Genomic DNA, 25,256 nt, shown 5'->3' with positions numbered 1-25,256 from the left:
TTCTCACCCGTTCGCCAGGTCACTCCCGTCAGCCATCGACATTTACTAGGACGTCCAAGTAAATTCGAGGGTATGGACGCTGACGCCATCGAGGAGGGCCGCCGCCGCTGGCAGGCCCGGTACGACGCCGCACGCAAGCGCGAGGCCGACTTCACCACGCTCTCCGGCGACCCCGTGGAGCCGGTGTACGGGCCGCGGCCCGGTGACACCTACGACGGGTTCGACCGGATCGGCTGGCCGGGCGAGTACCCCTACACCCGCGGCCTGTACGCGACCGGTTACCGAGGGCGGACGTGGACCATCCGGCAGTTCGCCGGGTTCGGCAACGCCGAGCAGACCAACGAGCGCTACAAAATGATCCTCCGCAACGGCGGAGGCGGGCTCTCGGTCGCCTTCGACATGCCGACGCTCATGGGCCGTGACTCCGACGACCCGCGCTCGCTGGGCGAGGTCGGGCACTGCGGTGTCGCCATCGACTCGGCGGCCGACATGGAGGTCCTGTTCAAGGACATCCCGCTGGGCGACGTCACGACGTCGATGACCATCAGCGGCCCCGCCGTCCCCGTCTTCTGCATGTACCTGGTCGCCGCCGAACGGCAGGGCGTCGACCCGTCCGTCCTCAACGGCACGCTCCAGACGGACATCTTCAAGGAGTACATCGCCCAGAAGGAGTGGCTCTTCCAGCCCGAGCCGCATCTGCGGCTCATCGGCGACCTGATGGAGCACTGCGCGGCCGGCATCCCCGCCTACAAGCCGCTGTCCGTCTCCGGCTACCACATCCGCGAGGCCGGGTCGACGGCCGCGCAGGAGCTGGCGTACACGCTGGCGGACGGCTTCGGGTACGTCGAGCTGGGCCTCTCGCGCGGGCTGGACGTGGACGTCTTCGCCCCCGGCCTGTCCTTCTTCTTCGACGCGCACGTCGACTTCTTCGAGGAGATCGCCAAGTTCCGCGCGGCCCGGCGGATCTGGGCCCGCTGGATGCGGGACGTCTACGGGGCCACGTCCGAGAAGGCGCAGTGGCTCCGCTTCCACACGCAGACCGCGGGCGTCTCCCTCACCGCGCAGCAGCCGTACAACAACGTCGTACGGACGGCGGTGGAGGCGCTGGCGGCCGTGCTCGGCGGGACGAACTCGCTGCACACCAACGCGCTCGACGAGACCCTCGCCCTGCCGAGCGAGCAGGCGGCGGAGATCGCGCTGCGCACCCAGCAGGTGCTGATGGAGGAGACCGGGGTGGCCAACGTGGCCGACCCGCTGGGCGGTTCCTGGTACGTCGAGCAGCTGACCGACCGCATCGAGGCGGACGCGGAGAAGATCTTCGAGCAGATCAAGGAGCGCGGACTGCGGGCGCACCCCGACGGGAAGCACCCCATCGGCCCGATCACCTCCGGCATCCTGCGCGGGATCGAGGACGGCTGGTTCACCGGAGAGATCGCCGAGTCGGCGTTCCGGTACCAGCAGGCGCTGGAGAAGGGCGACAAGAGGGTCGTCGGCGTCAACTGCCACACCGGGTCGGTGACCGGGGATCTGGAGATCCTGCGGGTCAGCCACGAGGTGGAGCGCGAGCAGGTCCGGGCGCTGGGCGGGCGGAAGGCGGCCCGTGACGAGGCCGCGGTGCGCACCGCCCTGGAGGCCATGCTGGCCGCCGCCCGCAGCGGCGCCAACATGATCGAGCCGATGCTGGACGCGGTGCGCGCGGAGGCCACGCTCGGGGAGATCTGCGGAGTGCTGCGGGACGAGTGGGGGGTCTACACCGAGCCCGCCGGGTTCTGACACCGGGTTCCGGCTCAGGGCCGTCCGAACGATAGGCCCTAGTTCCCCAGCCCCCGCAACAGCACCCTGGTGAAGCCGCGGACCCATTCCTCGTCCGCCGGTTCCGCGCTCACCAGGGTGCGGTGGACCACCGCTCCCGCCACCATGTCGAAGATCAGGTCCACCGTGCGGGCGGCCGACGCGGGGTCCGGCTCCGGCGGGAGCTCGCCCCGTTCCTGGGCCCGCGCGCGGCCCTCCAGGACCAGGCGCTTCTGGCGGTCGACGACCGAGGCCCGGATGCGTTCGCGCAGGGCCTCGTCGCGGGTGGCCTCCGCCACCACCGCCATCAGGCCGCTCTTCGCCTCCGGGAGAGCCAGGATCGCGGCGAACTGGAGGACCACGCCCTCGATGTCGGCGGCCAGGGAGCCGCAGTCGGGAAGCTCCAGCTCGTCGAAGAGTTCCGCCACCGCGTCGACGACCAGTTCGTTCTTGCCCGCCCAGCGACGGTAGAGCGTGGTTTTCGCAACCCCGGCGCGCGTCGCGACGTCTCCCAGGGTGAGTTTGGACCAGCCCAGTTCCACGAGAGCCTCGCGGGTCGCGGCCAGGATCGCGGCGTCCGCCGTGGCGCTGCGCGGACGCCCCGTGCGGCTGGCTGGGCTGCGGCTCTGCATCTGCTGACCATAAACCGGCGGTTCCTGCGTGGCCGTGAGAGGGAGATCACCGGGGGGTGGTGTCCCGGGCGTGCGGAGTGGCATTACGCTACGACTCGTAGCGAAAGCCCGTGAGGGACGTACACGGGCCTCGGCACACCGGCGTGGGGTGGGGACCCGGCGCCGAAAAGGCACCCGACCGGCCTGGCTTTCACACCGTTTTTCACACGCGCGCGCAGTACGGGGGAGGATAGACGCATGCAGCCACGGAACATGTCCATGAGCGGAGTCGTCGACCTCGCCGCGGTGAAGGCGGCCCAGGAGGCCAAGGCGAAGGCGGAGCAGGCGCGCGCACAAGCAGCCCGGGAGGGCGGGACGGGGGCGATCTCCCCGGCCGATCTCGTCATCGACGTCGATGAGGCGGGGTTCGAGCGGGACGTCCTGCAGCGTTCCGCCGAGGTGCCGGTCGTCATCGACTTCTGGGCCGAGTGGTGTGAGCCCTGCAAGCAGCTCAGCCCTTTGCTGGAGCGGCTGGCCGTCGAGTACAACGGCCGCATTCTGCTCGCCAAGATCGACGTCGACGCCAACCAGATGCTGATGCAGCAGTTCGGCATCCAGGGAATCCCCGCGGTGTTCGCGGTCGTCGCGGGGCAGGCGCTGCCGCTCTTCCAGGGGGCGGCGGGCGAGGCGCAGATCCGCCAGACCCTCGACCAGCTGGTGCAGGTCGGCGAACAGCGCTTCGGCCTGACCGGTCTCACCGTCGACCCCGAGGCCGAGCCGGGCGGCGCCCCGTCGGCCCCCGAGCGTCCGGCCGGTCCGCACGACGGGCTCCTCGAGGCCGCCGTGCAGGCGCTCGACTCGGGCGACCTGCCCGGTGCCGTCCAGGCGTACAAGAACGTGCTGACCGAGGACCCGGGCAACGAGGAGGCCAAACTGGGTCTGGCGCAGGCCGAGTTGCTCCAGCGGGTGCAGGGCGTCGACCCGCAGCAGGTGCGCCGGGACGCGGCCGACAAGCCGGCCGATGTGCAGGCGCAGATCGCCGCCGCCGACCTGGATCTGGTGGGCGGCCATGTCGAGGACGCGTTCGGCCGGCTCATCGAGACCGTGCAGCGCACGGTGGGTGACGACCGGGACACCGTACGGATGCGGCTGGTGGAGCTGTTCGAGGTCGTCGGGCCCGACGATCCCCGCGTGATCGCGGCGCGCAGGGCGCTGGCCCGCGCCCTGTTCTGACCAGTCGTTAAACGCGCGGGCATGTGATGCCCGCGTGAAAAGTTTGCCCACAGAGGGTCACTGCGGCCGCGCTTTACCAAATCTTGGTAATCGCGGCCGCTGTTACTACGAGTAAGTCACGGGCGTTGATCTGTCGGATTCTGTCCATCGATCAACAGCTTTGTACTGCCGTTCGGCACCACCCTGTGTCGCCGACCGAGACCGATGGGTCGTTGTTCGGTTATCCGGCCGTTACTAGCGAGTAACGAACCCCCTTGTGCGGGCGGCGAGAATGCACCACGATCGGCCACGCTCGGTCCAATCCCGTACCCCGGCAGCCGGTTGGGTCGCGGGACGTCCTGGGTCCCCACCGAGCAGAGCCGGCGGCAGTGGCGCCGGCTCTTGGACAGGGGGGTCTTCGCCCTTCCGGTGAAGCCTGTCCAGCAGGGTTGTGCGTGATGCGTGTCAGGCGCGACCAGTGGTTGTGTCGCTCGGGGGTGATCGCCGGTGATTCGGGCGCAGTTGCGCCGCCGAGTGCAGGCGCTCTCCTTCCCGAGGACGTAGCACTTCTCCCATCCCTGCCCGGCTGAGCCTCGAATCGAGGCTGGTCAGGACAGGAGATGTACGTCCGAGAAGGAGGAAATATGGAGTCCCAGGTGCGTGGCGGGACCAGATGGAAGCGGTTCGCTGTGGTCATGGTGCCCAGCGTCGCCGCCACGGCTGCGATAGGTGTCGCCCTCGCGCAGGGCGCTCTCGCCGCGTCGTTCAGTGTCTCCGGGCAGTCGTTCAAGGTCACGACCGACCAGCTCGTCGGTACGGGCTTCTCGCAGTACGGCGCCCTCGATGAGGGATACACGATGGACGGCAAGAAGGCCGTTCACCCGGTCGCCGTCTCGTCGTTCAAGCAGGCGACGATCAAGAACCTGTGCCAGTCGGTCGTCACCCCGAACATTCCGGTGCTCGGGAACGTCAGCCTGATCCTGCGTGCGGGACAGGGGGCGAAGCCGGTCGAGGCGCAGAACCTCTACATCGACGTCGCCGACCTGAGCGCCGATGCGACGTTCGAGAACATCGACATCGGTGTGGCCGCCAAGGACGCCACCAAGGGTCCGGCCATGCGGAAGGGCGAGACGTCCAACCCGTACGGCTTCGCCCAGCAGGCGGACAAGGCGACCCTGACCGACGTGAAGCAGACGGCGTGGGCCACCACCGCCGGAACCTTCAAGCTCAGCGGCCTGAAGATGTCGCTGTCGACGGGTGTCAAGGAGTGCTACTAAGCACTCGATGACGGGCGGGGGAGCCGGTGGCGCCCCCGCCCGTCCACCTTCCGGCCGCGCCTTCACGCGGGGCCCACATCACCACCACAGCAACGCTGTACCAGGGAGCTGTTTTTCCATGAGCGCCGAGACTCCTGCCGCCACCGGCCAGTTCACCGTCCGAAGGCAGCAGTTCCGCGCCTGGCGGGGTGAGCGGCCGTTCTGGGCCGGGCTGTTGGTCCTCCTCAGTGGACTGCCCATCGCCTACTTCCCGTACGCGAACCTCCAGATCGGTCACCTGACGCTGGCGATGGCGACCACCGCGGGTGCCGGGTCCCTGATCATCGGCGTGCTGCTCGTCGTACTGGGCGTGAGCCTCTGGTTCCAGAAGCACGTCCGCGTCTTCGCGGGAGTCGCGGCGATCCTGCTGGCGCTGGTGTCCATCCCCGTGTCGAATCTCGGCGGCTTCCTCGTCGGCTTCCTCCTCGCTCTCGTGGGCGGGGCGATGGCCGTGGCCTGGGCGCCGGGCGCGCCACCCGCGGGGCAGCCCGCCGTCATGGCCAGCACGGGCACGGGCGAGGCTCCCGGCGCCAAGGGCCACGACACCACGGTGCTGCACCCCCTGGACGGGGTGGGCGAGCCGAACGATCTGTCAGGAACGAACCCGGCCAACGGGGCGAACGGGAGGCACAGTGCCGGCTGACGAGGTGACCCACGGGGTTGATGTGGAGACGTCCCGTGTGAGAACCGGGCCGCGCCACGCGGCACCCAAGAAGCCGCTGTTCACCAGGTTCAACAGGCCGGCCGGCAAGGCGATAGCCATGGCGGCCATGCCGACGGCGGTGCTCATGGGGATGGGCTTCACGTCGACGCTCGCCATCGCCGACAGCAACAACCCTTCGGCGCCCACGGCGAAGAGCCTGACGGCCGACGAGTACAAGGACTGTGTGGCGGCCCTGGAGGACTCCGGCAAGGAATCCGACAAGGACTCCGACAAGGAATCCGCCTCGCCCACGCCGTCCCCCTCGGCGAGCGACGGCACGACGGACGAGAAGGACGACCAGGGCGGCACCGCCCCGGAGCCGTCCCCCTCGGGTGGCACGGACGCCGGCAACGGCGGTTCCTCTTCGTCGGATTCAGGTTCCGACGACAAGGCCGAGCCGAAGCCGAGCCCGTCCACGAGCGCGCCCGCCACGGGCGGCGACGACGCGGCCGCGACTCCGTCCCCCTCGCCGTCCGAGAGCGGCGGCAACCTGCTGGAGGACATCGGCGACGCGATCGGCGGCATCTTCGACGGCGGCGACAAGGGCGAGGCGAGCCCCGGCCCGACCCCGTCCGCCTCGGCGTCGCAGAGCACCGAGAAGCCGGCCGAGGACACCTCCGGCGCCGGCGAGGACACGGCCGAGAAGGCCACCGGCACGGTCGAGGACACCGTCAAGGACACCACCGGCAAGGCGTCCGAGACGGTGAAGGACACCGGCAAGACGGTGGAGGACACCACCAAGGCCGTCGAGAAGGCGGCCGAGGAGACGGCGGAGAAGGCCGCGGAGGCCACCGCCTCGCCCAGCCCCTCCCCGAGCGCCACCACGGACGCCGACGACTGCCCCGCCGCCACCGACGCCGAGGGTGGCGTCGACAACAAGGTGCCGCTGCCCGACGACCCGTGGTTCCTCAACGCCAGCTCTCTGACGCTGAAGGGCGCCGACTACAAGGGCATCGTCGAGGTGCGGACCGCCAACGGCACCGTCAAGAAGGTGCTGAAGTACGTCATCTCCGGCGGCACCGACATCGGCGACCTGCACCAGACCGTCCAGGACAAGCAGTCCGGCAAGACCTACCACGTGCAGGCCGCCAAGGGCTCGACGTCCACGATCACCGGTGGCGACACCGTGATGTACACGGAGAGCATCTCCGGCAACCTGCTCGGGCTGATCCCGATCACGTTCGACCCGGAGCACCCGCCGCCGCTGAACATCCCGCTGATCTACTTCACCAACGTGAAGGTCCAGCAGGCGGGCCAGTTCGGCGGGACCCTGCACGTGCCGGGGCTGCACAACTTCATCACCGGCTGAGCGCCCCTCAGAGCCTGTTCGGGAGCCGCACACACCGAGGGGCGCCCCCTGGAATACCAGGGGGCGCCCTCGGCGCCGTGCACGGGCCTTCACGGCCTCCTGCGGGATCAGCCCTTGGCCTCGCCCAAGTGGTGGACCCGCACCATGTTGGTGGTGCCGGGCACGCCGGGGGGCGAACCGGCGGTGATGACCACGATGTCGCCGTCGTTGAAGCGGTTCAGCTTCACCAGCTCCTGCTCCACCAGGTCGACCATCTCATCGGTGCTGTTCACGAACGGCACCACGTGCGGCTCCACGCCCCAGCTCAGCGCCATCTGGTTGCGGGTGCCCTCGTCGGTGGTGAAGGCGATGATCGGCTGGACCGCGCGGTAGCGCGAGAGCCGGCGGGCGGTGTCGCCGGACTGCGTGAAGGCCACCAGGCCCCGGCCGCCGAGGAAGTCGGCGATCTCGCACGCGGCCCGGGCCACCGAACCGCCCTGCGTGCGGGGCTTCTTGCCCGGCACCAGCGGCTGCAGGCCCTTGGACATCAGCTCCTGCTCGGCCGCGGCGACGATCTTCGACATCGTCTTGACGGTCTCGATCGGGTACGCGCCCACGCTCGACTCGGCGGACAGCATGACCGCGTCGGCGCCGTCCAGGATCGCGTTGGCCACGTCCGAGGCCTCGGCGCGGGTCGGACGGGAGTTGGTGATCATGGACTCCATCATCTGGGTCGCCACGATCACCGGCTTGGCGTTGCGCCGGCACAGCTCGATCAGGCGCTTCTGCACCATGGGGACCTTCTCGAGCGGGTACTCGACGGCCAGGTCACCGCGGGCGACCATCACACCGTCGAACGCCATCACGACGTCCTCCATGTTCTGCACCGCCTGCGGCTTCTCCACCTTGGCGATGACCGGGACGCGGCGGCCCTCCTCGTCCATGATGCGGTGCACGTCCTGGACGTCCTTGGCGTCGCGGACGAAGGACAGCGCGACCAGGTCGCAGCCCATGCGGAGGGCGAAGCGGAGGTCGTCCACGTCCTTCTCGGACAGGGCGGGCACGTTGACGGCCGCACCGGGCAGGTTGATCCCCTTGTGGTCGGAGATGACGCCGCCCTCGATGACGATCGTCTTCACCTTGGGGCCCTCGACCTCGGTGACCTTCAGCTCGACGTTGCCGTCGTTGATGAGGACCTGGTCGCCCTTGGTGACATCTCCGGGCAGGCCCTTGTAGGTCGTCCCGCAGATCGTCTTGTCGCCGGGGACGTCCTCGGTGGTGATGGTGAACTCGTCACCGCGCACCAGCTCCACGGGACCCTCGGCGAAGGTCTCCAGACGGATCTTCGGGCCCTGGAGGTCGGCGAGGACACCGATGGCCCGGCCGGTCTCCTTGGCGGCGGCACGGACCCGGTCGTACCGGCCCTGGTGCTCGGCGTGCGAGCCGTGGCTGAAGTTGAAGCGGGCCACGTTCATGCCGGCTTCGATCAACGCGACAAGCTGATCGTGGGAGTCGACCGCGGGGCCGAGAGTACAGACGATTTTCGAACGGCGCATGGGGGCGATCCTATCGGTTTGTTTCGCAACGGAATATTCCGTCTGGCGGAAAATACAAAAGGGCGGGTTGCCGCTCAGGTGTGATTCCCCGAACCAATTACCAGCGCGTAGGTCTGTGTCGCGATCTCCAATTCCTCGTCAGTGGGCACCACCGCCACGGCGACCCGGGCGCCCTCGGGCGAGATCAGCCGTGCCTCGTCGCCGCGCACGGCGTTGCGCTCGCCGTCCACCGCCAGGCCCAGCTCCTCGAGGCCCGCCAGGGCGGCCGACCGCACGGGAGCCGCGTTCTCACCGACACCGGCGGTGAAGGCGACCGCGTCCACGCGCCCGAGTACGGCGTAATAGGCGCCGATGTACTTCTTCAGCCGGTGAATGTAGATGTCGAACGCCAGCTCCGCCTGCTCGTCGCCCTCGTCGACGCGGCGGCGGATCTCCCTCATGTCGTTGTCACCGCACAGACCGATCAGACCGCTCTTCTTGTTGAGAAGAGTGTCGATCTCGTCGGCGGACATTCCACCAACGCGCATCAAATGGAAGATGACGGCCGGGTCCATGTCTCCGGAGCGCGTACCCATCACGAGCCCCTCCAAAGGCGTCAGGCCCATGGAGGTGTCCACGCACCGGCCGCCCCGCACGGCCGAGGCCGACGCCCCGTTGCCCAGGTGCAGCACGATCACGTTCGTCTCGGACGGGTCCTTGCCCAGCAGCTCGGCGGTGGCCCGGGAGACGTAGGCGTGCGAGGTGCCGTGGAAGCCGTAGCGCCGCACGCGGTGCTCGTCGGCGGTCTTCACGTCGATCGCGTAGCGGGCGGCCGACTCCGGCATGGTCGTGTGGAACGCGGTGTCGAAGACGGCGACCTGCGGCAGGTCGGGCCGCAGCACCTGGGCCGTGCGGATGCCGGTGAGATTGGCCGGGTTGTGCAGCGGGGCCACCGGGATCAGCCGCTCGATCTCGGCGAGCACCGCGTCGTCGACGACGGTCGGCTCGGTGAAGGCCTTGCCGCCGTGCACCACCCGGTGCCCGATCGCGGCCAGTTCGGGCGAGTCCAGGCCGAGGCCGTCCTTGGCGAGCTCCTCGGCGACGGCCTTCAGAGCGGCGTCGTGGTCGGCGATCGCACCGCCGCGCTCCCGGCTCTCACCGCCGGCCGGGGTGTGCTTCAGCCGGGAGGTCTGCTCGCCGATGCGCTCGACCAGGCCCACCGCCAGCCGGCTGCTGTCGCGCATGTCGAGCAACTGGTACTTCACCGACGAGGAACCGGAGTTCAGGACGAGGACACGGGTGGGGCTCACTGGGCGGTCGCCTTCTCGCTCGGGGACGGGGCGGGGGTCTGGGCCTGGATCGCCGTGATGGCGACGGTGTTGACGATGTCCTGGACGAGGGCGCCCCGGGACAGGTCGTTGACCGGCTTGCGCAGACCCTGGAGCACCGGGCCGACGGCGATCGCGCCGGCCGAGCGCTGCACGGCCTTGTAGGTGTTGTTGCCGGTGTTCAGGTCGGGGAAGATCAGCACGCTCGCCTGCCCGGCGACCTCGGAGCCGGGCAGCTTGGTCGCCGCGACCGACGGCTCCACGGCGGCGTCGTACTGGATCGGGCCCTCGATCTTCAGGTCGGGCCGGCGCGAGCGGACGAGTTCGGTGGCCTCGCGCACCTTGTCGACGTCGGCGCCGGAGCCGGAGGTGCCGGTGGAGTACGACAGCATCGCGATCCGTGGCTCCACGCCGAACTGCTCGGCCGTGGTCGCCGACTGGATGGCGATGTCGGCGAGCTGCTGGGCGTTCGGGTCCGGGTTGACCGCGCAGTCACCGTAGACGAGGACCTTGTCGGCCAGGCACATGAAGAACACGGACGAGACGATGTCGGCGTCCGGCTTGGTCTTGATGATCTCGAAGGCCGGCCGTATGGTCGCGGCCGTGGAGTGCACCGAGCCCGACACCATGCCGTCGGCGAGGCCCTCCTGGACCATCAGCGTGCCGAAGTAGTTCACGTCGGAGACCACGTCGTAGGCCAGCTCCACGGTGACGCCCCGGTGCGCGCGCAGGGCCGCGTACTTCTCGGCGAAGGCGTCGCGCAGATCGGAGGCGGCCGGGTCGATCAGCTGGGACTCGCCGAGATCGATGCCGAGATCGGCGGCCTTCTTGCGGATCTGGTCGACCGGGCCGAGCAGCGTCAGCTCGCACACGCCCCGGCGCAGCAGCACCTCTGCCGCGTGCAGCACACGCTCCTCGGTGCCCTCGGGCAGGACGACCCGGCGCAGGTCGGAGCGGGCCTGCTCCAGCAGCTTGTGCTCGAACATCATCGGCGTCACGCGGTCGCTGCTCGGCGCGGAGACGCGGCGCGCGAGGTCGCCGGTGTCGGCGTACCGCTCGAACAGGCCGAGGGCCCGCTCCGCCTTGCGCGGGGTGGCGGCGTTGAGCTTGCCCTCCAGGGAGAACAGCTGCTCGGCGGTGGGGAAGCTGGTGCCGGCCACCGACAGCACCGGGGTGCCGGGGGCGAGCCGGTCGGCGAGGGTGAGGATGTCGTCGCCGGGCACCTCGTCCAGCGTGAGCAGCACGCCCGCGATCGGCGGGGTGCCGGCGCTGTGCGCGGCGAGCGCGCCGACGACCAGGTCGGCGCGGTCGCCCGGGGTGACGACGAGGCAGCCCGGGGTCAGGGCGCCCAGGAAGTTCGGCAGCATCGCGCCGCCGAAGACGAAGCCGAGCACGTCCCGGGCGAGCCCCGAGTCGTCGCCGAGCACCACCTTGGCGCCCAGGGCGTGACCGATCTGCGAGACGGTCGGCGCGGACAGCGCGGGCTCGTCGGGCAGGACGTAACAGGGCACGGGCAGCCGGGAGTCGAGCTGGCCGGCGATCTCGTCGCGGTCCTCGCGGGCCACCCGGTTGGCGACCATGGCCAGGACGTCGCAGCCCAGGGTGGCGTAGGCGCGGTAGGCGTTGCGCGTCTCGGCGAGCACCGACTCCACGGGCTGCTTGCGGCCGCCGACGACCGGGATCACGGACGCGCCGAACTCGTTCGCCAGCCGGGCGTTGAGCGACAGCTCGTCCGGGAGCTGGGTGTCGGCGTAGTCGGTGCCGAGGACCAGGACGACGTCGTAGTCCCGGGCGACCAGGTGGAAGCGGTCGACGAGCGTGGACACCAGCTCGTCGGTGCCGGCCTCGGCCTGGAGGGCGGACGCCTCGTGGTAGTCCATGCCGTAGACGGTCGCCGGGTCCTGGGTGAGCCGGTAGCGGGCGCGCAACAGCTCGAAGAGGCGGTCGGGCCCGTCGTGGACCAGGGGACGGAACACACCGACCCGGTCCACCTGCCGGGTGAGGAGCTCCATGACCCCCAGTTCGACGACCTGGCGTCCGTCGCCGCGGTCGATGCCGGTCACGTACACGCTGCGGGTCACGCGCGCTCTCCGTTTCGTCTCGAGTGGGGGAGGCCTCACGCCCACTGCTATCCAGCCAGGGGCACAAAAATCGCCCACCGAGGTGAGCAGAACCCTCTTGACAATACCTCTGTGGCTATATAAGGCGCCCGGCAGGTCGGGGTGCCGCACCGGGCTGCGGAGCGTGAAACAATCGGCAGTGGCTCACCGGTATCAACAGCGAGCAGGAGACACAGCACGATGCGTATCGGAGTTCTCACCGCAGGCGGCGACTGCCCCGGCCTGAACGCCGTGATCCGGTCGGTCGTGCACCGGGCGGTGGACAACTACGGCGACGAGGTCATCGGCTTCGAGGACGGCTACGCGGGCCTGCTCGACGGCCGCTACCGTTCCCTCGACCTGAACGCGGTCAGCGGCATCCTGGCCCGCGGCGGCACCATCCTCGGGTCGTCCCGGCTGGAGCGCGACCGGCTCCGGGAGGCGTGCGAGAACGCCTCCGACATGATCCACGAGTTCGGGATCGACGCGCTGATCCCGATCGGCGGCGAGGGCACGCTGACGGCCGCGCGCATGCTGAGCGACGCGGGCCTGCCCGTCGTGGGCGTCCCGAAGACGATCGACAACGACATCTCCTCCACGGACCGCACCTTCGGTTTCGACACCGCGGTGGGGGTCGCCACCGAGGCGATGGACCGGCTGAAGACCACCGCCGAGTCCCACCAGCGGGTGATGGTGGTGGAGGTCATGGGCCGGCACGCGGGCTGGATCGCGCTGGAGTCCGGCATGGCCGCCGGCGCGCACGGGATCTGCCTGCCGGAGCGCCCGTTCGACCCGGCCGACCTCGTGAAGATGGTCGAGGAGCGCTTCTCCCGCGGCAAGAAGTTCGCCGTGATCTGCGTCGCCGAGGGCGCCCACCCCGCCGAAGGCACCATGGACTACCTCAAGGGCGCCATAGACAAGTTCGGCCACGAGCGCTTCCAGGGCATCGGGACCGCCCTCGCGCACGAGTTGGAGCGGCGCCTCGGCAAGGAGGCCAAGCCGGTCATCCTCGGCCACATCCAGCGCGGTGGTGTGCCGACCGCCTACGACCGGGTGCTCGCCACGCGGTTCGGCTGGCACGCGGTGGAGGCGGCACACCAGGGGAGGTTCGGCCGGATGACCGCCCTGCGCGGGACGGACATCGTGATGGTCCCGCTCGCGGAGGCCGTGACCGAGCTGAAGACGGTGCCGAAGGACCGGATGGACGAGGCCGAGTCGGTCTTCTAGACGTCGGTCCCCTGGCCGGCCTCCAGGCCGGTGCCGTCCTGGAGCTTCGTCCAGAAGTGCTCCACGATCCGGTCCAGGAAGTCCTGGCCGGCGCCGCCCGCGTCACCGCTGCCGCCGCCCCAGCTCAGGGTGGCGGCCATGTGCCCCTGGTAGTCCTCGTGCAGGGCCCGCAGGGCGTCCTCCAGGAACCGCCGGTCCAGGGGCACGAGTTTGGCCACCGGGCGGACATGGGCCTGCCAGCGGGTGGTGGCGGCGCTGCGCAGCAGGTCACCGAGCTTGGCGTTCCTGCCGGTCACGGTGACGAAGTCGGGCAGTCCGAGGCCGAGCAGATCGGCCAGGGCGGCGGACTGGCGGTCGGTGCCGCGCCAGGTGTCGGTCTCCTCCATGCGCAGATACGCGTGCACGTCGTGCCCCACGGCCCGGGCCACGTCCTCCGGGGCGAGGCAGCGGGCGATGCGGTGTTCGCGCAGGGTGCGCGGTCTGCCGATGAGTTCGGCGGGCGAGCACCACAGCATGCCCGCCAGCGCGGTGAGTTCGGAGTTGGTCGGGGCGGCGGCCCCGCGTTCCCAGGCCATCACGTCGTCGGGGGTGATGTGGGGATGCCCGTACGAGACGCGCATGCCGTAGGCGACGTGCTCGGGTGCCATGCCGAGGGCCGCGCGCAGCCGGCGGGCGGCGGGGGCGTTGAAGGGCGGGACCGCGGGGGCGGACCGCGGCGGGGGAGGGGGTAGAGGCTGGCTCGGTCGGGCTGAAGGTCGGCGCACGGCCCACAAGCTAGGGCGGCGGGAGGGGGCTGACTACGGTCTGTTCGGCCAGGATCACGGATTGTAGGAAGCTACGGCTACCGGCGGGTTCGACCGGGGCTGAAGATCGTCTGTCGGCCGGGGCGGGAGCGGGGCGAGGATGGCGCCGGGGCCGGTGATCGCGGGCCCGGAAAGGCGGCGACTCACGTGAACGGCAAGCTCAACGGGCATATGCGCGAGCGTCTTCTCGCGCCGAACTTCTGGCACCTCGCCACCGTGGGGGCGGACGGGGCGCCTCAGGTGTCGCCCATGTGGGCGGACATCGAAGGGGAGTACGTCATGGTCAACACCTCGATGGGGCGGGTGAAGGAGGAGAATCTGCGGCGCAATCCGTACGTTTCGCTGTCGCACCACGACCCCGGCAACCCGTACGACCGGGCGGAGATCCGGGGGAAGGTCGTGCGGTTCGTGGAGGGAGAGGCCGCGGAGCGGGCGATGGACCGGCTGGCGCGGAAGTACCTCGGCGAGGACCGGTACCCGTGGCTGCTGCCGGGTGAGCGCCGGGTGATGCTGCTGATCGAGCCGACACGGGTGCGGAGGCTGGAGGGAGTCGAGCCGTTCCGGCCGGGCGTACTGCCCCAGGGGACGGACACCCCCTAGCGCCAGTCGGGGGCGCCCGGGGCGGCCGGGGGGAGCCGGGACTCGATGCGTGCGCGGATGTCCCCCATCACGGCGATGATGCGGTCCTGGTGTTCACGGGTCAGCCGGGCCACCGGGACCGAGCAGCTGATCGCGTCGACGACCGGTGTGCCGTAGCGCAGGGCGAAGCCGAAGCCGGCGATGCCGGGCACCGTCTCCTCGCGGTCGACGGAGTACCCGCGCTCGCGCACCCGGGCGAGGTCGGCGAGCAGGGCGGCGCGACGGGTGTGCGTGTTATCCGTGAGGGCGGTCAACGGCTCGTCGGTGTAGGGCAGTTCGTCGTCGGGGCGCTCGGCGAGCAGGGCCTTGCCGAGCGCCCCGGCGTGCGCGGGGACGGGGCGGCCGACCCGGCTGATGGTGCGCAGGTACTCGTGGGACTCGCGGGTGGCGAGGTAGACGACGTCCCGGCCGTCGAGCCGTGCCATGTGGAGGGTCTCGCCGAGCGCGTCCGACGCCTCGTCGAGGTAGGGGCGGACCAGCCGGATCCGCCGGTCGCCGTCCAGGTATCCGGTGCCGGTGAGGAGTGCGCGGATGCCGATGCCGTAGAGGGAGCCGGTGGCGTCGGTGCGGACCCAGCCGGAGTCGACGAGCGTCTGGAGCAGCTGGTACATGCTGCTGCGCGGCACGTCCAGGTCCTGCGCGAGCTGGTCGAGGCGTGAGGGCTCCTCGCCCCGTTCGGCGAGGAGTTCGAGCAGGGCGACGGTGCGCGCCGCCGACTTCACGCCGCGGACGCCCCTGCTCTCCTGCATGGGCTCATCGTAGGTCCCCCCGATTCGTGATCGTCCGGCCCATTGACCCGGCCCGTTCATCCACTTAGCCTCCATCTGCATACGTGGACGCCATCTGCATACAGGGATGAGACACCGGTTCAAAGGGGAACTGCCTTGCCTCTGCTCGTCGTAGGGATCAGCGTTCTGATCCTGCTTCTCCTCATGACCAGGCTGCGACTGAACGGCTTCGCCGCCCTGCTGCTCGTGGCGGTGGGGGTGGCGCTGGTGCAGGGCATCCCGGTGGCCACCATCCCGGACGTCCTCTCCGAAGGCATCGGGGGCCAGATCGGCGACACCATGCTGACCATCGGGCTCGGCGCGATGGTGGGCCGCGTGATGGGGGACTCGGGCGCCGCCCAGCGCATAGCCGGCAAGCTCCTCGACGCGTTCGGGCCGCGCTGGGTCCAGGTGGCCATGGTGGTCACATCCATGCTGATCGGCGTGACCATGTTCTACGAGGTCGCCTTCATCATCATCGTGCCGATCGCGTTCACCCTCGTGCGGGTCACCGGGGCGAAGCTGCTGTGGGTGGGCCTGCCGATGTCCATCGCGCTGTCCACCATGCACAGCTTCCTGCCCCCGCACCCCGGGCCCACCGCCGTCGCCGCGACCTTCCACGCCTCCGTCGGACTGACCCTGTTCTACGGCCTGTTCATCGCCGTGCCCGTCGGTGCGCTCATCGCCCTGACCTGGCCCCGGCTGCCGTTCGTCGCGCGGCTGACGCCGACCGTCCCCAAGGGCCTGGTCAGCGAACGCGAGTTCACCGAGGAGGAGATGCCGGGCCTCGGCTGGGCGCTGTTCGTGGCGCTGTTCCCCGTGGTGCTGATCGTGGCCGCCGCGGTGACGGACATGGCCACGTCCGGCGAGGGCCCCCTGCTGCACGCCGTCGCGTTCGCCGGGTCGGCGCCGATCGCGCTGCTGCTGACGTTGTGCCTGGCCGTCTGGGCGTTCGGGCCGCGCATCGGGCGCAGCCTGGCGGACGTCGGGGCGTCCTGCACGTCGGCGGCCCAGGCGATGGCGATGATCCTGCTGGTGATCGGCGCGGGCGGGGCGTTCAAGAACGTCCTGGTCGAGGGCGGGATCTCCGACTACATCAAGGACGCCACGGACGGCTGGTCCATCTCCCCGATCGTCCTCGCCTGGCTCGTCGCCGTCATCCTGCGGATCGCCCTCGGCTCGGCCACGGTCGCCGTCGTCACGGCCTCCGGGGTGGCGCTGCCGCTGCTGGCCGGCAGCGGGGTGCACCCGGAGGTGATGGTGCTGGCCGTCGCCTGCGGCTCCATCGCGTTCTCCCACGTGAACGATCCCGGTTTCTGGCTGTTCAAGGAGTACTTCAACCTGTCGGTCATCGAGGCGATCAAGGTCCGTACCTCCTATACGACGGTGCTGGCCGTGCTCGGACTCGGCGGGGTGCTGGTGGTCGAGTGGGTGCTCGACGTTCTGAGTCTGTGAACCGGGATTTTCGAGAAAGGGCAATGATGAGCATCGGTCAGCAACCGGTCATCACGGCGTACGCCGTCCATCCCGTCGCCGGACGGGACAGCATGGAGCTGAATCTCTCCGGCGCGCACGGGCCGTACTTCACCCGCAACGTCCTCGTGCTCACCGACTCCGAGGGGCGGACGGGGCTGGGCGAGGTGCCCGGCGGGGAGCGGATCACGCGGACGCTGCGGGACGCGGAGTCCCTGGTCGTCGGGGCGAAGGTGGGCGACTACAAGCGGGTGCTCCGCGAGATCGGTGAGCGGTTCGCCGACCGGGACGCGGGCGGACGGGGCGCGCAGACCTTCGACCTGCGGACCACGGTGCACACCGTCACGGCGGTCGAGTCGGCGCTGCTGGACCTGCTGGGCCAGCACCTCGACGTACCGGTGGCGGCGCTGCTGGGGGACGGGCAGCAGCGGGACTCCGTGCGGGTGCTGGGCTACCTCTTCTACGTGGGCGACCCGGACCGGACGGACCTGGAGTACGTGCGGGAGCCCGGCTCCTCGGTGGAGTGGTACCGGGTGCGCCACGAGGAGGCGTTGTCGGCGGAGGCGATCGTGCGGCAGGCCGAGGCGGCGTACGAGCTGTACGGGTTCCGCGACTTCAAACTCAAGGGCGGTGTGCTGGAGGGGAGCGAGGAGGTCGCGGCCGTTCGGGCGCTGAAGCGGCGCTTCCCCCGGGCGCGGGTCACCCTCGACCCGAACGGGGCGTGGTCGCTGCGGGAGGCGGTCGAGCTGTGCCGGCCGCTCGTGGGGACACTCGCGTACGCCGAGGACCCCTGCGGGGCGGAGGGCGGTTACTCGGGACGGGAGGTGCTAGCGGAGTTCCGGCGGGCGACCGGGTTGCCGACCGCCACGAACATGATCGCCACGGACTGGCGTCAGATGGCCCATGCGCTGGCTCTCCAGTCGGTGTCCATCCCGCTGGCCGATCCGCACTTCTGGACCATGCAGGGGTCGGTGCGGGTGGCGCAGTTGTGCAACGCGATGGGGCTGACGTGGGGGTGCCACTCCAACAACCACTTCGACATCTCGCTGGCGATGGTGACGCACTGCGGGGCGGCGGCCCCGGGGGAGTACAACGCGCTGGACACGCACTGGATCTGGCAGGAGGGCCTGGAGCGGCTGACCGTCGAGCCGCCCCGGATCGTGGGCGGCGAGATCGCCGTTCCCGATGCGCCGGGGCTGGGCGTCGAGCTCGACATGGACCGGCTGCTGGCGGCGCACGAGCTGTACCGGGAGAAGGCGCTGGGCGCGCGGGACGACGCGGCGGCGATGCGCTCCCTCGTCCCGGGCTGGTCGTTCGACGCGAAGCGGCCGTGTCTGGTGCGGTGACGCCCGCGGCCGGCTCCGCTCCCGGCGCAACGCCTTCAGCCCTTGACCGCCCCGCCCGGGGCGTAGCCTCCTCCCAGGGAGAACACACCAGCCCGGTACGCGGGACCCGCATGCCGGTGCGCATCCTGCCCCTGTTGTGGCCGGGACGGCTGCGTCGTGAACCCAAGTCGAGTGGTCTGGTCAGGTCGATGCGTGTGCGGCGGTTCTCGGCGGCTGGTGGGCCGTCACTGGCCCGTGACCCAGCGGTACTGCAACTCCGGCCGGCCCACCGTGCCGTACTGCGGGCGGCGGGCCGCGCGGCCCGCGTCGACGAGATGCTCCAGGTAGCGGCGGGCGGTGATGCGGGAGATGCCCACGGTCTCCGCGACTCCCGCGGCCGTGAGGCCCTCCGCGCTGTCGCGCAGGGCCACCGTCACCCGCTCCAGCGTCGGCGCGCTCAGCCCCTTGGGCAGGGCGGCCGGGCCCGGCGCGCGCAGGGCCGCGAGCGCCCGGTCCACCTCGTCCTGACCGCTGGCCTCGCCGACCGCAGCGTGGAACTCGGCGTAGCGCACCAGACGGTCGCGCAGGGTCGCGAAGGTGAACGGCTTCAGGACGTACTGCACGACCCCCAGCGAGACGCCCTCGCGCACGACGGCCAGGTCGCGCGCCGACGTCACCGCTATGACGTCCGCGTGGTGGCCGGCCGTCCTGAGGGACCGGGCCAGTTGCAGCCCGTGCACGTCCGGCAGGTGCAGATCGAGCAGGAGGAGGTCCACCGGGGTGCGCTCCAGGACCCGGCGGGCCTCCGCACCCGAGTGCGCCTTGCCCACGGCGACGAACCCGGGCACCCGGCCGACGTACATCACGTGCGCGTCGGCGGCGACCGGGTCGTCCTCCACCACCAGTACCCGAATGGCCTGCTCGGTGTCCGTCATGCGTCGCCTCCAGCGCCTCTGGCCACCGTGGCCCCGGATGTCACGCCCGCGCCCGGCGTCCCGGACTCCCGCAGCGGCAGCCGCACCTCGAACTCCGCCCCGCCCCCGTCGGCCCCCGTCACCGTCAGGGAGCCCTCGTGCCGCTGCGCCGCCTGCCGTACGAGCGCCAGCCCGAGGCCCCGGCCGCCCGGGCCCGCCGGTTTCGTCGTGAAGCCGCGCTGGAAAACCGCCTCGGCGTGCTCGGGGTCGACGCCCGGGCCCGTGTCGGAGACCCGCAGCACCAGCTCCGGGGTGTCCCCGGCGTTCCGGGTGTACGCCGCCACCGTCACCCGGGCCCCCGCGCTGCCCTGCGCCGCGTCCACGGCGTTGTCGATCAGGTTGCCGAGGATGGTCACCAGGTCCCGCGCGGGCAGGGTCTCCGGCAGCAGGCCGTCGTCCAGGCTGCTGTCCTCCGACACCATCAGCTCCACGCCCCGCTCGTTCGCCTGGGCGGTCTTGCCCAGCAGCAGTGCCGCGAGCACCGGCTCGCTCACCGCCGCCACGACCTGGTCGGTCAGTGCCTGCGCCAGCTCCAGCTCGGCCGTCGCGAACTCCACCGCTTCCTCCGCCCGGCCCAGCTCGATCAGCGAGACGACCGTGTGCAGCCGGTTCGCCGCCTCGTGGGCCTGTGAGCGCAGCGCCTGTGTGAAGCCCCGCTCGGAATCCAACTCGCCCATCAGCGACTGGAGTTCGGTGACGTCACGCAGCGTGACGACGGTACCGCGCCGCTCGCCGCCCGACACCGGTGAGGTGTTGACGACCAGGACCCGGGACGCCGTCAGGTGCACCTCGTCCACCCGTGGCTCCGACGCCAGCAGGGCACCCGTCAGCGGGGCCGGCAGCCCCAGCTCCGCCACCGACCTGCCCACCACGTCCCCGGCCACGCCGAGCAACTCCCGACCTCCGTCGTTGATCAGCGCCACACGGTACTGCCCGTCCAGCATCAGCAGGCCCTCGCGTACGGCGTGCAGGGCGGCCTGATGGTAGTCGTGCATCCGGCTGAGCTCGGTCGCGTTCATGCCGTGGGTGTGGCGGCGCAGCCGGGCGTTGATGACGTAGGTGCCGACCGCGCCCAGCGCCAGCGCGCCCGCCGCGACGCCGAGCAGGGCCGTCAGCTGGTCCTGGACCCGCTGGGTTATCTGGTCGACCCGGATCCCCGCGCTGACCAGACCGACCACCTTCCGGCCGTCCCGGATGGGGGTGACCGCGCGGACCGACGGGCCGAGCGTGCCGGTGTAGGTCTCGGTGAAGGTGTGGCCCTTCAGGGCCCGCTCGGTGTGGCCCTGGAAGGTCTGGCCGATCTGCCGGGGGTCGGGGTGCGTCCAGCGGATGCCCCGCGGATCCATGATCGTGATGAAGTCGACCTCGGTGTCCCGCATCACCTTCAGCGCGTACGGCTGGAGCTCGGCCGTCGGATCGCCGGTGCGGGTCGCCGCCAGCACGGACGGGGAGTCCGCCACGGACCGCGCCACCGCCCTGGCCTGGCGCGCCGCGGCCTCCTCGGCCTGGCTGCGGTCGCTGACATAGGTGAACAGCGCGTATCCGGCCACGACGACCGCTATCAGCACGGCCTGCATGGCGAAGAGCTGGCCCGCCAGACTGCGGGGACCGGGGACGGTGAGGCGCATGCCGTCAGTCTGCACCGTGGCTGATTGTGAACTAAATGAACGGAAGGGTGACCGCGCTCACAGAGCAGGACATAGTCACGGGCATTCCCCATAACGCATCCCCCGGGAGCCCCGCTCCCTTTCCCCCGGACGTGAGCCGCACGCCGGTGATGCCGACGACGTCGTCAAGGAGGGCCGCCGTGACCAGCGCAGCCGATACGGCACCTGCCGCACCCAAAGCCAAGCGGGACCGCACGCACTATCTCTACATCGCGGTGATCATCGCGGTCGCCGCCGGTATCGCGGTGGGTCTGGCCGCACCGGACTTCGCCACCGAGCTGAAGCCGATCGGCACCGGGTTCGTGGCCCTGATCAAGATGATGATCTCGCCGATCATCTTCTGCACGATCGTGCTGGGCATCGGCTCGGTGCGGAAGGCCGCCAAGGTCGGCGCCGTCGGCGGTATCGCCCTGGGCTACTTCATGGTGATGTCGCTGGTCGCGCTGGGCATCGGCCTGGTCGTCGGCAACATCCTGGAGCCGGGCACCGGCCTCGCGGTGACCGACGCGGTCAAGGACGCCGGTCACGCGCAGATCGACGCCGAGGCGAAGAACACCACGGAGTTCCTGCTCGGGATCATCCCGACCACGATCGTGTCGGCCTTCACCAACGAGTCGGTCCTGCAGACCCTGCTGGTCGCCCTGCTCGCGGGCTTCGCGCTCCAGGGCATGGGCTCGGCCGGGCAGCCGATCCTGCGCGGCATCGAGCACATCCAGCGGCTCGTCTTCCGCATCCTCGCCATGGTGATGTGGGCCGCCCCGATCGGTGCCTTCGGCGCCATCGCCGCCGTCACCGGTTCCGCCGGCGTGGAGGCGCTCAAGAGCCTCGCCGTGCTGATGCTCGGCTTCTACGTCACCTGTTTCCTGTTCGTCTTCATCGTGCTCGGCGCCCTGCTGCGGGCCATCTCCGGCCTGAACATCTTCACCCTGTTCAAGTACCTGGGCCGCGAGTTCCTGCTGATCCTGTCCACGTCCTCCTCCGAGTCCGCGCTGCCGCGGCTCATCGCCAAGATGGAGCACCTGGGCGTCAGCAAGCCGGTGGTCGGCATCACCGTCCCGACCGGCTACTCCTTCAACCTCGACGGCACCATGATCTACATGACCATGGCCTCGCTGTTCATCGCCGACGCCATGGGCACGCCGATGTCGATCGGCGAGCAGATCCCGCTGCTGCTCTTCCTGCTGGTCGCCTCCAAGGGCGCCGCCGGTGTCACCGGCGCCGGCCTCGCGACGCTGGCCGGCGGTCTGCAGTCGCACAAGCCGGCCCTGGTGGACGGCATCGGCCTCATCGTCGGCATCGACCGCTTCATGAGCGAGGCCCGCGCCCTGACCAACTTCGCCGGCAACGCCGTGGCCACCGTGCTGATCGGCACCTGGACGAAGGAGATCGACAAGGACCGCGTGAACCAGGTCCTCGCCGGTCAGCTGCCCTTCGACGAGAAGACGCTGCTGGACGACGGGCACGGCGGTCCGGCCGAGGACCACGTCGAGGCCGAGGTGCCCGACCAGGGCGGCGAGAAGGAGCTGGCGAAGGCCTGAGGGCCGCACCGCCCCCGCGAGACTCCGGGCGGCTGGGTGTCCCCCCGTCGCTCAGCCGCCCGGTTCACGATTCAGCACGATCAAGCGTTCAGCTTCGCCACCAGCTCGGTGGCCTTCGAGGCGGGCACGCCCGCCGCGGTCAGCACGGTGACCGCGGCGCAGCGGCCCGCCTCTCGCGCTGCCAGCAGGCCGTCGTTCACCGCCTCCATCACCGCGAACAGCGTCTGCTCGTGCACGTACGCCAGGGCCGGAGCCGGCAGCGGTGAGCTGAAGACACCCTCGTCCAGCCCGTGCTGCAGCAGCCCGATGCTCTCCTGGCGGACCGGGGCGAGCCGCTCCCGGATGCCCTGCATGGTGACCGTGCGCTGGGCGAGCGCGACCAGCAGCCGGTAGCGGTCGGCGATCGCCCACACCGCCAGCACCGAGCGCGCCACCGCCTCCGCCGGATCCCGCACGTCCGCGCGGCCCGCCGCGTGCGCGGCCGACAGCGCCTCCACCGCCTCGTCGACGAGCGTGCTGATCAGCGCCTCGCGGTTCGGGAAGTGCCCGTACACCGTTCGCCGTACGACGCCCGCGGCGCGGGCGATCTGGTCCATGGACGCGTCGGGGTCACGCAGCAGCTCGGCGAGGGCGACGTCGAGAAGGCGGCGGCGGTTGGCGTCGGCGCGGCTGGTACCCGTGGTCATGGGTGTCATTGTGCCCCTTCCCCCATCGAGTTGCACAGTGCTGTGCAACGGCGTAGATTGCACATCGTTGTGTAAATGCACACCCATGTGCAATTCAGCGAGGAAGGCAACCCCTGCCATGCGACTCGTCATGAACGAACCGGCCGAGAGGATGGACCGCCCCTACGCACGCCGCTGGTGGGCGCTCCTCGTGCTCTGCCTGAGCCTGCTGATCATCGTGATGGCGAACACCGCCCTCACCGTCGCCGCGCCCGCCATGACCGAGGACCTCGGGCTGTCCAGCGCAGACCTGCAGTGGGTGATCGACGGCTACACCGTCCCCTACGCCGCTCTGATGCTGCTGCTCGGCGCGATAGGCGACAAGTACAGCCGCCGGGGCGCGCTCGTGCTCGGACTGGTCGTGTTCGCGGGCGGCTCCGTCTTCGGCTTCCTCGCGGACAGCTCCACGACGGTCATCGCCGCACGGGCCGTGATGGGCGCCGGCGCCGCGATGATCATGCCCGCCACGCTGTCCCTGCTCGCCGCGACCTTCCCGCGCGCCGAACGGGCCAAGGCCATCACCCTGTGGACCGCCACGGCCGGGCTCGCCATCGCGGCCGGACCGCTGGTCGCCGGGGCGCTGCTGGAGGACCACGGCTGGTCCTCGACGTTCCTCATCAACGTCCCCGTCGCGGTCCTGGCCCTCGTCGGCGCCCTCGTCCTCGTACCGCCGTCCCAGGCCGCCGACCGCGGGCGCATCGACTACGGCGGCGGACTGCTGTCGGTGGTGTGGATCGCCGCGCTGGTCTACATGATCATCGAGGGCCCGCACTTCGGCTGGGGCGTCAAGGCCGTCACGGCGGCGGTCGTCGCCGGCGCCGGGCTCGTCGCCTTCGTCCTGTGGGAGCTGCGCCACCCCCGCCCGCTCCTCGACGTCCGCCGCTTCAAGGACCGCGGCTTCGCCGGCTCCAACCTCGCCGTCGCCCTGTTCTTCCTGGCGGTCTTCGGGGCCTTCTACTACCTGACGCAGCACCTCCAGTTCGTCCTCGGCTACGACGCCCTGGACACGGGACTGCGCATGCTGCCGCTGGCGGGTGCCGTGTTCGTGGGGGCGGCTCTCACCGGCTTCCTCACGCCCCGGGTCGGCATGAAGTGGACCGTCACGGCCGGCATGGTCGGCGGCACGGCGGCCCTGGCCCTGCTCACCCAGGTCGACGCCGGTTCGTCGTACGGCGACTTCGTCGCGCCCCTCGTCGTCCTCGGCCTGTCCATCGGGCTCGCGCTCTCGCCCTGCACGGACGCGATCATGGGGGCGTTCCCGGAGTCCGAGCTGGGCGTCGGCGGCGCCGTGAACGACACGTCGCTGGAGCTCGGCGGTTCGCTGGGCATCGCGATCCTGGGCTCGCTGCTGGCGACGTCGTACTCCGGCCACCTCTCGGACGCGACGGCCGGCAGCAAGCTCCCCGCCTCCTCCCTGGCCACGGCCCAGGACTCCGTCGGGGCCGGGTACGCCGTCGCCCACGGCATCGGCGCCAAGGCCCGGCAGCTCGCCGAGCAGGCCGCGCACACCAGCGACCCCCAGCAGGCGGAGCGGCTTCGGTCGCAGGCCGAACAACTGGGCGGCGGCGCGCGGCAGATGGCCGACGCGGTCGGATCCGCGTTCTCCGACGCGGTCGCGCACACCAGCCTGATCGGGGCCGTGATCCTGGGCGCCGGCACGGTGGTGGTGGCGCTGCTGCTGCCCGGCAGGGCGAAGGCCGCCGACGAGCCCGCGGCGGAAGACAAGGAACCGGAGTCCGCCGGGGCCCGCTAGGGAGTGTCCGCAAGGTCGCGTCGTCCGCCCGGAGGGCGAACCCTGCGGCGTCATGGGGGTGCCCCCTGCTCGAGTGGAGTCGAGAGCCTGGGGGAGGTGCCGGGTGTCGCGGGGCGGGCGGGACTTTGCGGGACACCCTCTAAGGGCTGTCCCGCAAATACCCTTGCCGTCTGTGCCGACGCGGCCTTGGATGCGTCGCCAGGCAGTTTGAACGGCGGCAGGCGGCAGAGGCTCAGCCTTGCGGCTCCTGCGGCTTGACGTCGAGCTCGCGCAGATTCTGGTCCTTGAGCTCGGTGCGAGCCTCCGTGCGGTGGCCGCGGGCGATGTAGTCCCGCACAATCGCCTCGATCGCGTCCTGGGGCGAGCCGATCCCAGCCAGGACCATCACTTCCACTACGAGTTCGGCGTCGAGACTGATATTGACCTTGGCCATCGTGCCCCCTCATCGCGTCGCACGCGCACTCTAGCTGCTCACGGTTCCG

Annotated in this window: 21 protein-coding genes; 11 read left to right on the top strand and 10 right to left on the bottom strand. The window is 70.6% G+C overall.

Features of this window, described 5'->3' with window-relative positions; all coding sequences use genetic code 11:
* Positions 1 to 72 precede the first annotated feature (72 nt).
* A complete protein-coding gene (locus ACFY9E_RS34475) occupies positions 73 to 1,773 on the top strand; it encodes a methylmalonyl-CoA mutase family protein (RefSeq protein ID WP_390990990.1) in 1,701 nt (566 codons plus the stop codon).
* Between the two features lie 38 nt (positions 1,774 to 1,811).
* Here the strand turns inward: ACFY9E_RS34475 and ACFY9E_RS34470 are convergent, their stop codons facing one another.
* A complete protein-coding gene (locus ACFY9E_RS34470; protein ID WP_390990987.1) occupies positions 1,812 to 2,423 on the bottom strand; it encodes a TetR/AcrR family transcriptional regulator C-terminal ligand-binding domain-containing protein in 612 nt (203 codons plus the stop codon).
* Positions 2,424 to 2,660: 237 nt separating this feature from the next.
* On the opposite strand from ACFY9E_RS34470, the gene ACFY9E_RS34465 reads away from it, so the two are divergent.
* The 4 genes from ACFY9E_RS34465 to ACFY9E_RS34450 all read left to right on the top strand — a co-directional run bounded on the left by ACFY9E_RS34465 (position 2,661) and on the right by ACFY9E_RS34450 (position 6,942).
* Entirely contained in the window at positions 2,661 to 3,635 is a 975-nt protein-coding gene (locus ACFY9E_RS34465; RefSeq protein WP_390990985.1) for a tetratricopeptide repeat protein, read from the top strand.
* Positions 3,636 to 4,258: 623 nt separating this feature from the next.
* Positions 4,259 to 4,891: a DUF6230 family protein gene (locus ACFY9E_RS34460; RefSeq protein ID WP_189592944.1), complete on the top strand. Its 633-nt coding sequence runs from the start codon at positions 4,259 to 4,261 to the stop codon at positions 4,889 to 4,891.
* 118 nt (positions 4,892 to 5,009) lie between these two features.
* The gene (locus tag ACFY9E_RS34455) at positions 5,010 to 5,573 is read left to right on the top strand and encodes a DUF6114 domain-containing protein (protein WP_390990983.1); all 564 of its coding nucleotides are present in this window, start codon (positions 5,010 to 5,012) and stop codon (positions 5,571 to 5,573) included.
* The gene (locus ACFY9E_RS34450; RefSeq protein ID WP_390990981.1) at positions 5,563 to 6,942 is read left to right on the top strand and encodes a hypothetical protein; all 1,380 of its coding nucleotides are present in this window, start codon (positions 5,563 to 5,565) and stop codon (positions 6,940 to 6,942) included. The genes ACFY9E_RS34455 and ACFY9E_RS34450 overlap by 11 nt, the downstream gene beginning before the upstream one ends.
* Before the next feature lie 107 nt (positions 6,943 to 7,049).
* Here the strand turns inward: ACFY9E_RS34450 and pyk are convergent, their stop codons facing one another.
* The 3 genes from pyk to pta all read right to left on the bottom strand — a co-directional run bounded on the left by pyk (position 7,050) and on the right by pta (position 11,865).
* Entirely contained in the window at positions 7,050 to 8,477 is a 1,428-nt protein-coding gene (pyk, locus tag ACFY9E_RS34445) for a pyruvate kinase (protein WP_390990978.1), read from the bottom strand.
* A 74-nt stretch (positions 8,478 to 8,551) separates the two neighbouring features.
* Positions 8,552 to 9,766 carry an acetate/propionate family kinase gene (locus tag ACFY9E_RS34440; RefSeq protein WP_390990975.1) on the bottom strand — a complete coding sequence of 405 codons (1,215 nt, stop codon included), beginning with the start codon at positions 9,764 to 9,766 and terminating at the stop codon, positions 8,552 to 8,554.
* Positions 9,763 to 11,865: a phosphate acetyltransferase gene (gene pta / locus ACFY9E_RS34435; RefSeq protein WP_390990972.1), complete on the bottom strand. Its 2,103-nt coding sequence runs from the start codon at positions 11,863 to 11,865 to the stop codon at positions 9,763 to 9,765. Before pta ends, ACFY9E_RS34440 begins: the two co-directional genes overlap by 4 nt.
* Positions 11,866 to 12,084: 219 nt before the next feature.
* Here pta and ACFY9E_RS34430 point away from each other — a divergent pair, with 219 nt between their 5' ends.
* Positions 12,085 to 13,110, top strand: coding sequence for an ATP-dependent 6-phosphofructokinase (locus ACFY9E_RS34430; RefSeq protein ID WP_390990970.1), 1,026 nt, complete (start codon positions 12,085 to 12,087; stop codon positions 13,108 to 13,110).
* On the opposite strand, the gene ACFY9E_RS34425 is transcribed toward ACFY9E_RS34430, so the two are convergent.
* On the bottom strand, positions 13,107 to 13,883 hold the full coding sequence (locus ACFY9E_RS34425) for an XRE family transcriptional regulator (protein WP_390990967.1): 777 nt from the start codon (positions 13,881 to 13,883) through the stop codon (positions 13,107 to 13,109). The genes ACFY9E_RS34430 and ACFY9E_RS34425 overlap by 4 nt on opposite strands.
* A gap of 201 nt (positions 13,884 to 14,084) precedes the next feature.
* On the opposite strand from ACFY9E_RS34425, the gene ACFY9E_RS34420 reads away from it, so the two are divergent.
* Positions 14,085 to 14,513 carry a TIGR03618 family F420-dependent PPOX class oxidoreductase gene (locus tag ACFY9E_RS34420; protein WP_390991470.1) on the top strand — a complete coding sequence of 143 codons (429 nt, stop codon included), beginning with the start codon at positions 14,085 to 14,087 and terminating at the stop codon, positions 14,511 to 14,513.
* Here the strand turns inward: ACFY9E_RS34420 and ACFY9E_RS34415 are convergent.
* Positions 14,510 to 15,301 (bottom strand): IclR family transcriptional regulator C-terminal domain-containing protein, encoded by a 792-nt coding sequence (locus ACFY9E_RS34415; RefSeq protein WP_390990965.1) that lies wholly within the window; start codon positions 15,299 to 15,301, stop codon positions 14,510 to 14,512. The genes ACFY9E_RS34420 and ACFY9E_RS34415 overlap by 4 nt on opposite strands.
* A 135-nt stretch (positions 15,302 to 15,436) precedes the next feature.
* Here ACFY9E_RS34415 and ACFY9E_RS34410 point away from each other — a divergent pair, with 135 nt between their 5' ends.
* Positions 15,437 to 16,774: a gluconate:H+ symporter gene (locus ACFY9E_RS34410; RefSeq protein WP_390990962.1), complete on the top strand. Its 1,338-nt coding sequence runs from the start codon at positions 15,437 to 15,439 to the stop codon at positions 16,772 to 16,774.
* A gap of 26 nt (positions 16,775 to 16,800) precedes the next feature.
* Positions 16,801 to 18,138: an enolase C-terminal domain-like protein gene (locus ACFY9E_RS34405; protein ID WP_390991467.1), complete on the top strand. Its 1,338-nt coding sequence runs from the start codon at positions 16,801 to 16,803 to the stop codon at positions 18,136 to 18,138.
* A 224-nt stretch (positions 18,139 to 18,362) separates the two neighbouring features.
* Here the strand turns inward: ACFY9E_RS34405 and ACFY9E_RS34400 are convergent, their stop codons facing one another.
* Positions 18,363 to 19,052, bottom strand: a complete 690-nt coding sequence (locus ACFY9E_RS34400) for a response regulator (RefSeq protein WP_390990959.1) — start codon at positions 19,050 to 19,052, stop codon at positions 18,363 to 18,365.
* Complete coding sequence (locus tag ACFY9E_RS34395; RefSeq protein WP_390990956.1) at positions 19,049 to 20,719, bottom strand: ATP-binding protein; 1,671 nt, start codon at positions 20,717 to 20,719, stop codon at positions 19,049 to 19,051. The genes ACFY9E_RS34400 and ACFY9E_RS34395 overlap by 4 nt, the downstream gene beginning before the upstream one ends.
* A 179-nt stretch (positions 20,720 to 20,898) precedes the next feature.
* Here ACFY9E_RS34395 and ACFY9E_RS34390 point away from each other — a divergent pair, with 179 nt between their 5' ends.
* A complete protein-coding gene (locus ACFY9E_RS34390; RefSeq protein WP_390990953.1) occupies positions 20,899 to 22,296 on the top strand; it encodes a cation:dicarboxylate symporter family transporter in 1,398 nt (465 codons plus the stop codon).
* A gap of 80 nt (positions 22,297 to 22,376) precedes the next feature.
* Here ACFY9E_RS34390 and ACFY9E_RS34385 read toward each other — a convergent pair whose 3' ends face one another.
* A complete protein-coding gene (locus tag ACFY9E_RS34385; protein WP_390990951.1) occupies positions 22,377 to 22,991 on the bottom strand; it encodes a TetR family transcriptional regulator in 615 nt (204 codons plus the stop codon).
* A gap of 109 nt (positions 22,992 to 23,100) precedes the next feature.
* On the opposite strand from ACFY9E_RS34385, the gene ACFY9E_RS34380 reads away from it, so the two are divergent.
* Complete coding sequence (locus ACFY9E_RS34380) at positions 23,101 to 24,774, top strand: DHA2 family efflux MFS transporter permease subunit (protein WP_390990948.1); 1,674 nt, start codon at positions 23,101 to 23,103, stop codon at positions 24,772 to 24,774.
* 232 nt (positions 24,775 to 25,006) lie between these two features.
* On the opposite strand, the gene ACFY9E_RS34375 is transcribed toward ACFY9E_RS34380, so the two are convergent.
* Positions 25,007 to 25,207 (bottom strand): type II toxin-antitoxin system VapB family antitoxin, encoded by a 201-nt coding sequence (locus tag ACFY9E_RS34375; protein ID WP_190204072.1) that lies wholly within the window; start codon positions 25,205 to 25,207, stop codon positions 25,007 to 25,009.
* Positions 25,208 to 25,256 lie beyond the last annotated feature (49 nt).

This window comes from Streptomyces sp. NPDC012466 (assembly GCF_042955215.1).
Taxonomy (GTDB): domain Bacteria; phylum Actinomycetota; class Actinomycetes; order Streptomycetales; family Streptomycetaceae; genus Streptomyces.
Note: the sequence above shows the minus strand (reverse complement) of the source record. Positions and strands in the feature narration are given on the sequence as shown.

Bases quoted from the DNA above. Each gene is read 5' to 3' on its own strand.
- ACFY9E_RS34460 (WP_189592944.1), top strand. From the start codon at position 4,259: ATGGAGTCCCAGGTGCGTGGCGGGACCAGATGGAAGCGGTTCGCTGTG.
- ACFY9E_RS34385 (WP_390990951.1), bottom strand. From the start codon at position 22,991: ATGACACCCATGACCACGGGTACCAGCCGCGCCGACGCCAACCGCCGC.
- ACFY9E_RS34400 (WP_390990959.1), bottom strand. From the start codon at position 19,052: ATGACGGACACCGAGCAGGCCATTCGGGTACTGGTGGTGGAGGACGAC.
- ACFY9E_RS34415 (WP_390990965.1), bottom strand. From the start codon at position 15,301: ATGCAGGAGAGCAGGGGCGTCCGCGGCGTGAAGTCGGCGGCGCGCACC.
- ACFY9E_RS34380 (WP_390990948.1), top strand. From the start codon at position 23,101: ATGCGACTCGTCATGAACGAACCGGCCGAGAGGATGGACCGCCCCTAC.
- ACFY9E_RS34470 (WP_390990987.1), bottom strand. From the start codon at position 2,423: ATGCAGAGCCGCAGCCCAGCCAGCCGCACGGGGCGTCCGCGCAGCGCC.
- ACFY9E_RS34455 (WP_390990983.1), top strand. From the start codon at position 5,010: ATGAGCGCCGAGACTCCTGCCGCCACCGGCCAGTTCACCGTCCGAAGG.
- ACFY9E_RS34405 (WP_390991467.1), top strand. From the start codon at position 16,801: ATGAGCATCGGTCAGCAACCGGTCATCACGGCGTACGCCGTCCATCCC.
- ACFY9E_RS34395 (WP_390990956.1), bottom strand. From the start codon at position 20,719: ATGCGCCTCACCGTCCCCGGTCCCCGCAGTCTGGCGGGCCAGCTCTTC.
- pyk (WP_390990978.1), bottom strand. From the start codon at position 8,477: ATGCGCCGTTCGAAAATCGTCTGTACTCTCGGCCCCGCGGTCGACTCC.
- ACFY9E_RS34420 (WP_390991470.1), top strand. From the start codon at position 14,085: ATGCGCGAGCGTCTTCTCGCGCCGAACTTCTGGCACCTCGCCACCGTG.
- ACFY9E_RS34375 (WP_190204072.1), bottom strand. From the start codon at position 25,207: ATGGCCAAGGTCAATATCAGTCTCGACGCCGAACTCGTAGTGGAAGTG.
- ACFY9E_RS34465 (WP_390990985.1), top strand. From the start codon at position 2,661: ATGCAGCCACGGAACATGTCCATGAGCGGAGTCGTCGACCTCGCCGCG.
- ACFY9E_RS34475 (WP_390990990.1), top strand. From the start codon at position 73: ATGGACGCTGACGCCATCGAGGAGGGCCGCCGCCGCTGGCAGGCCCGG.
- ACFY9E_RS34430 (WP_390990970.1), top strand. From the start codon at position 12,085: ATGCGTATCGGAGTTCTCACCGCAGGCGGCGACTGCCCCGGCCTGAAC.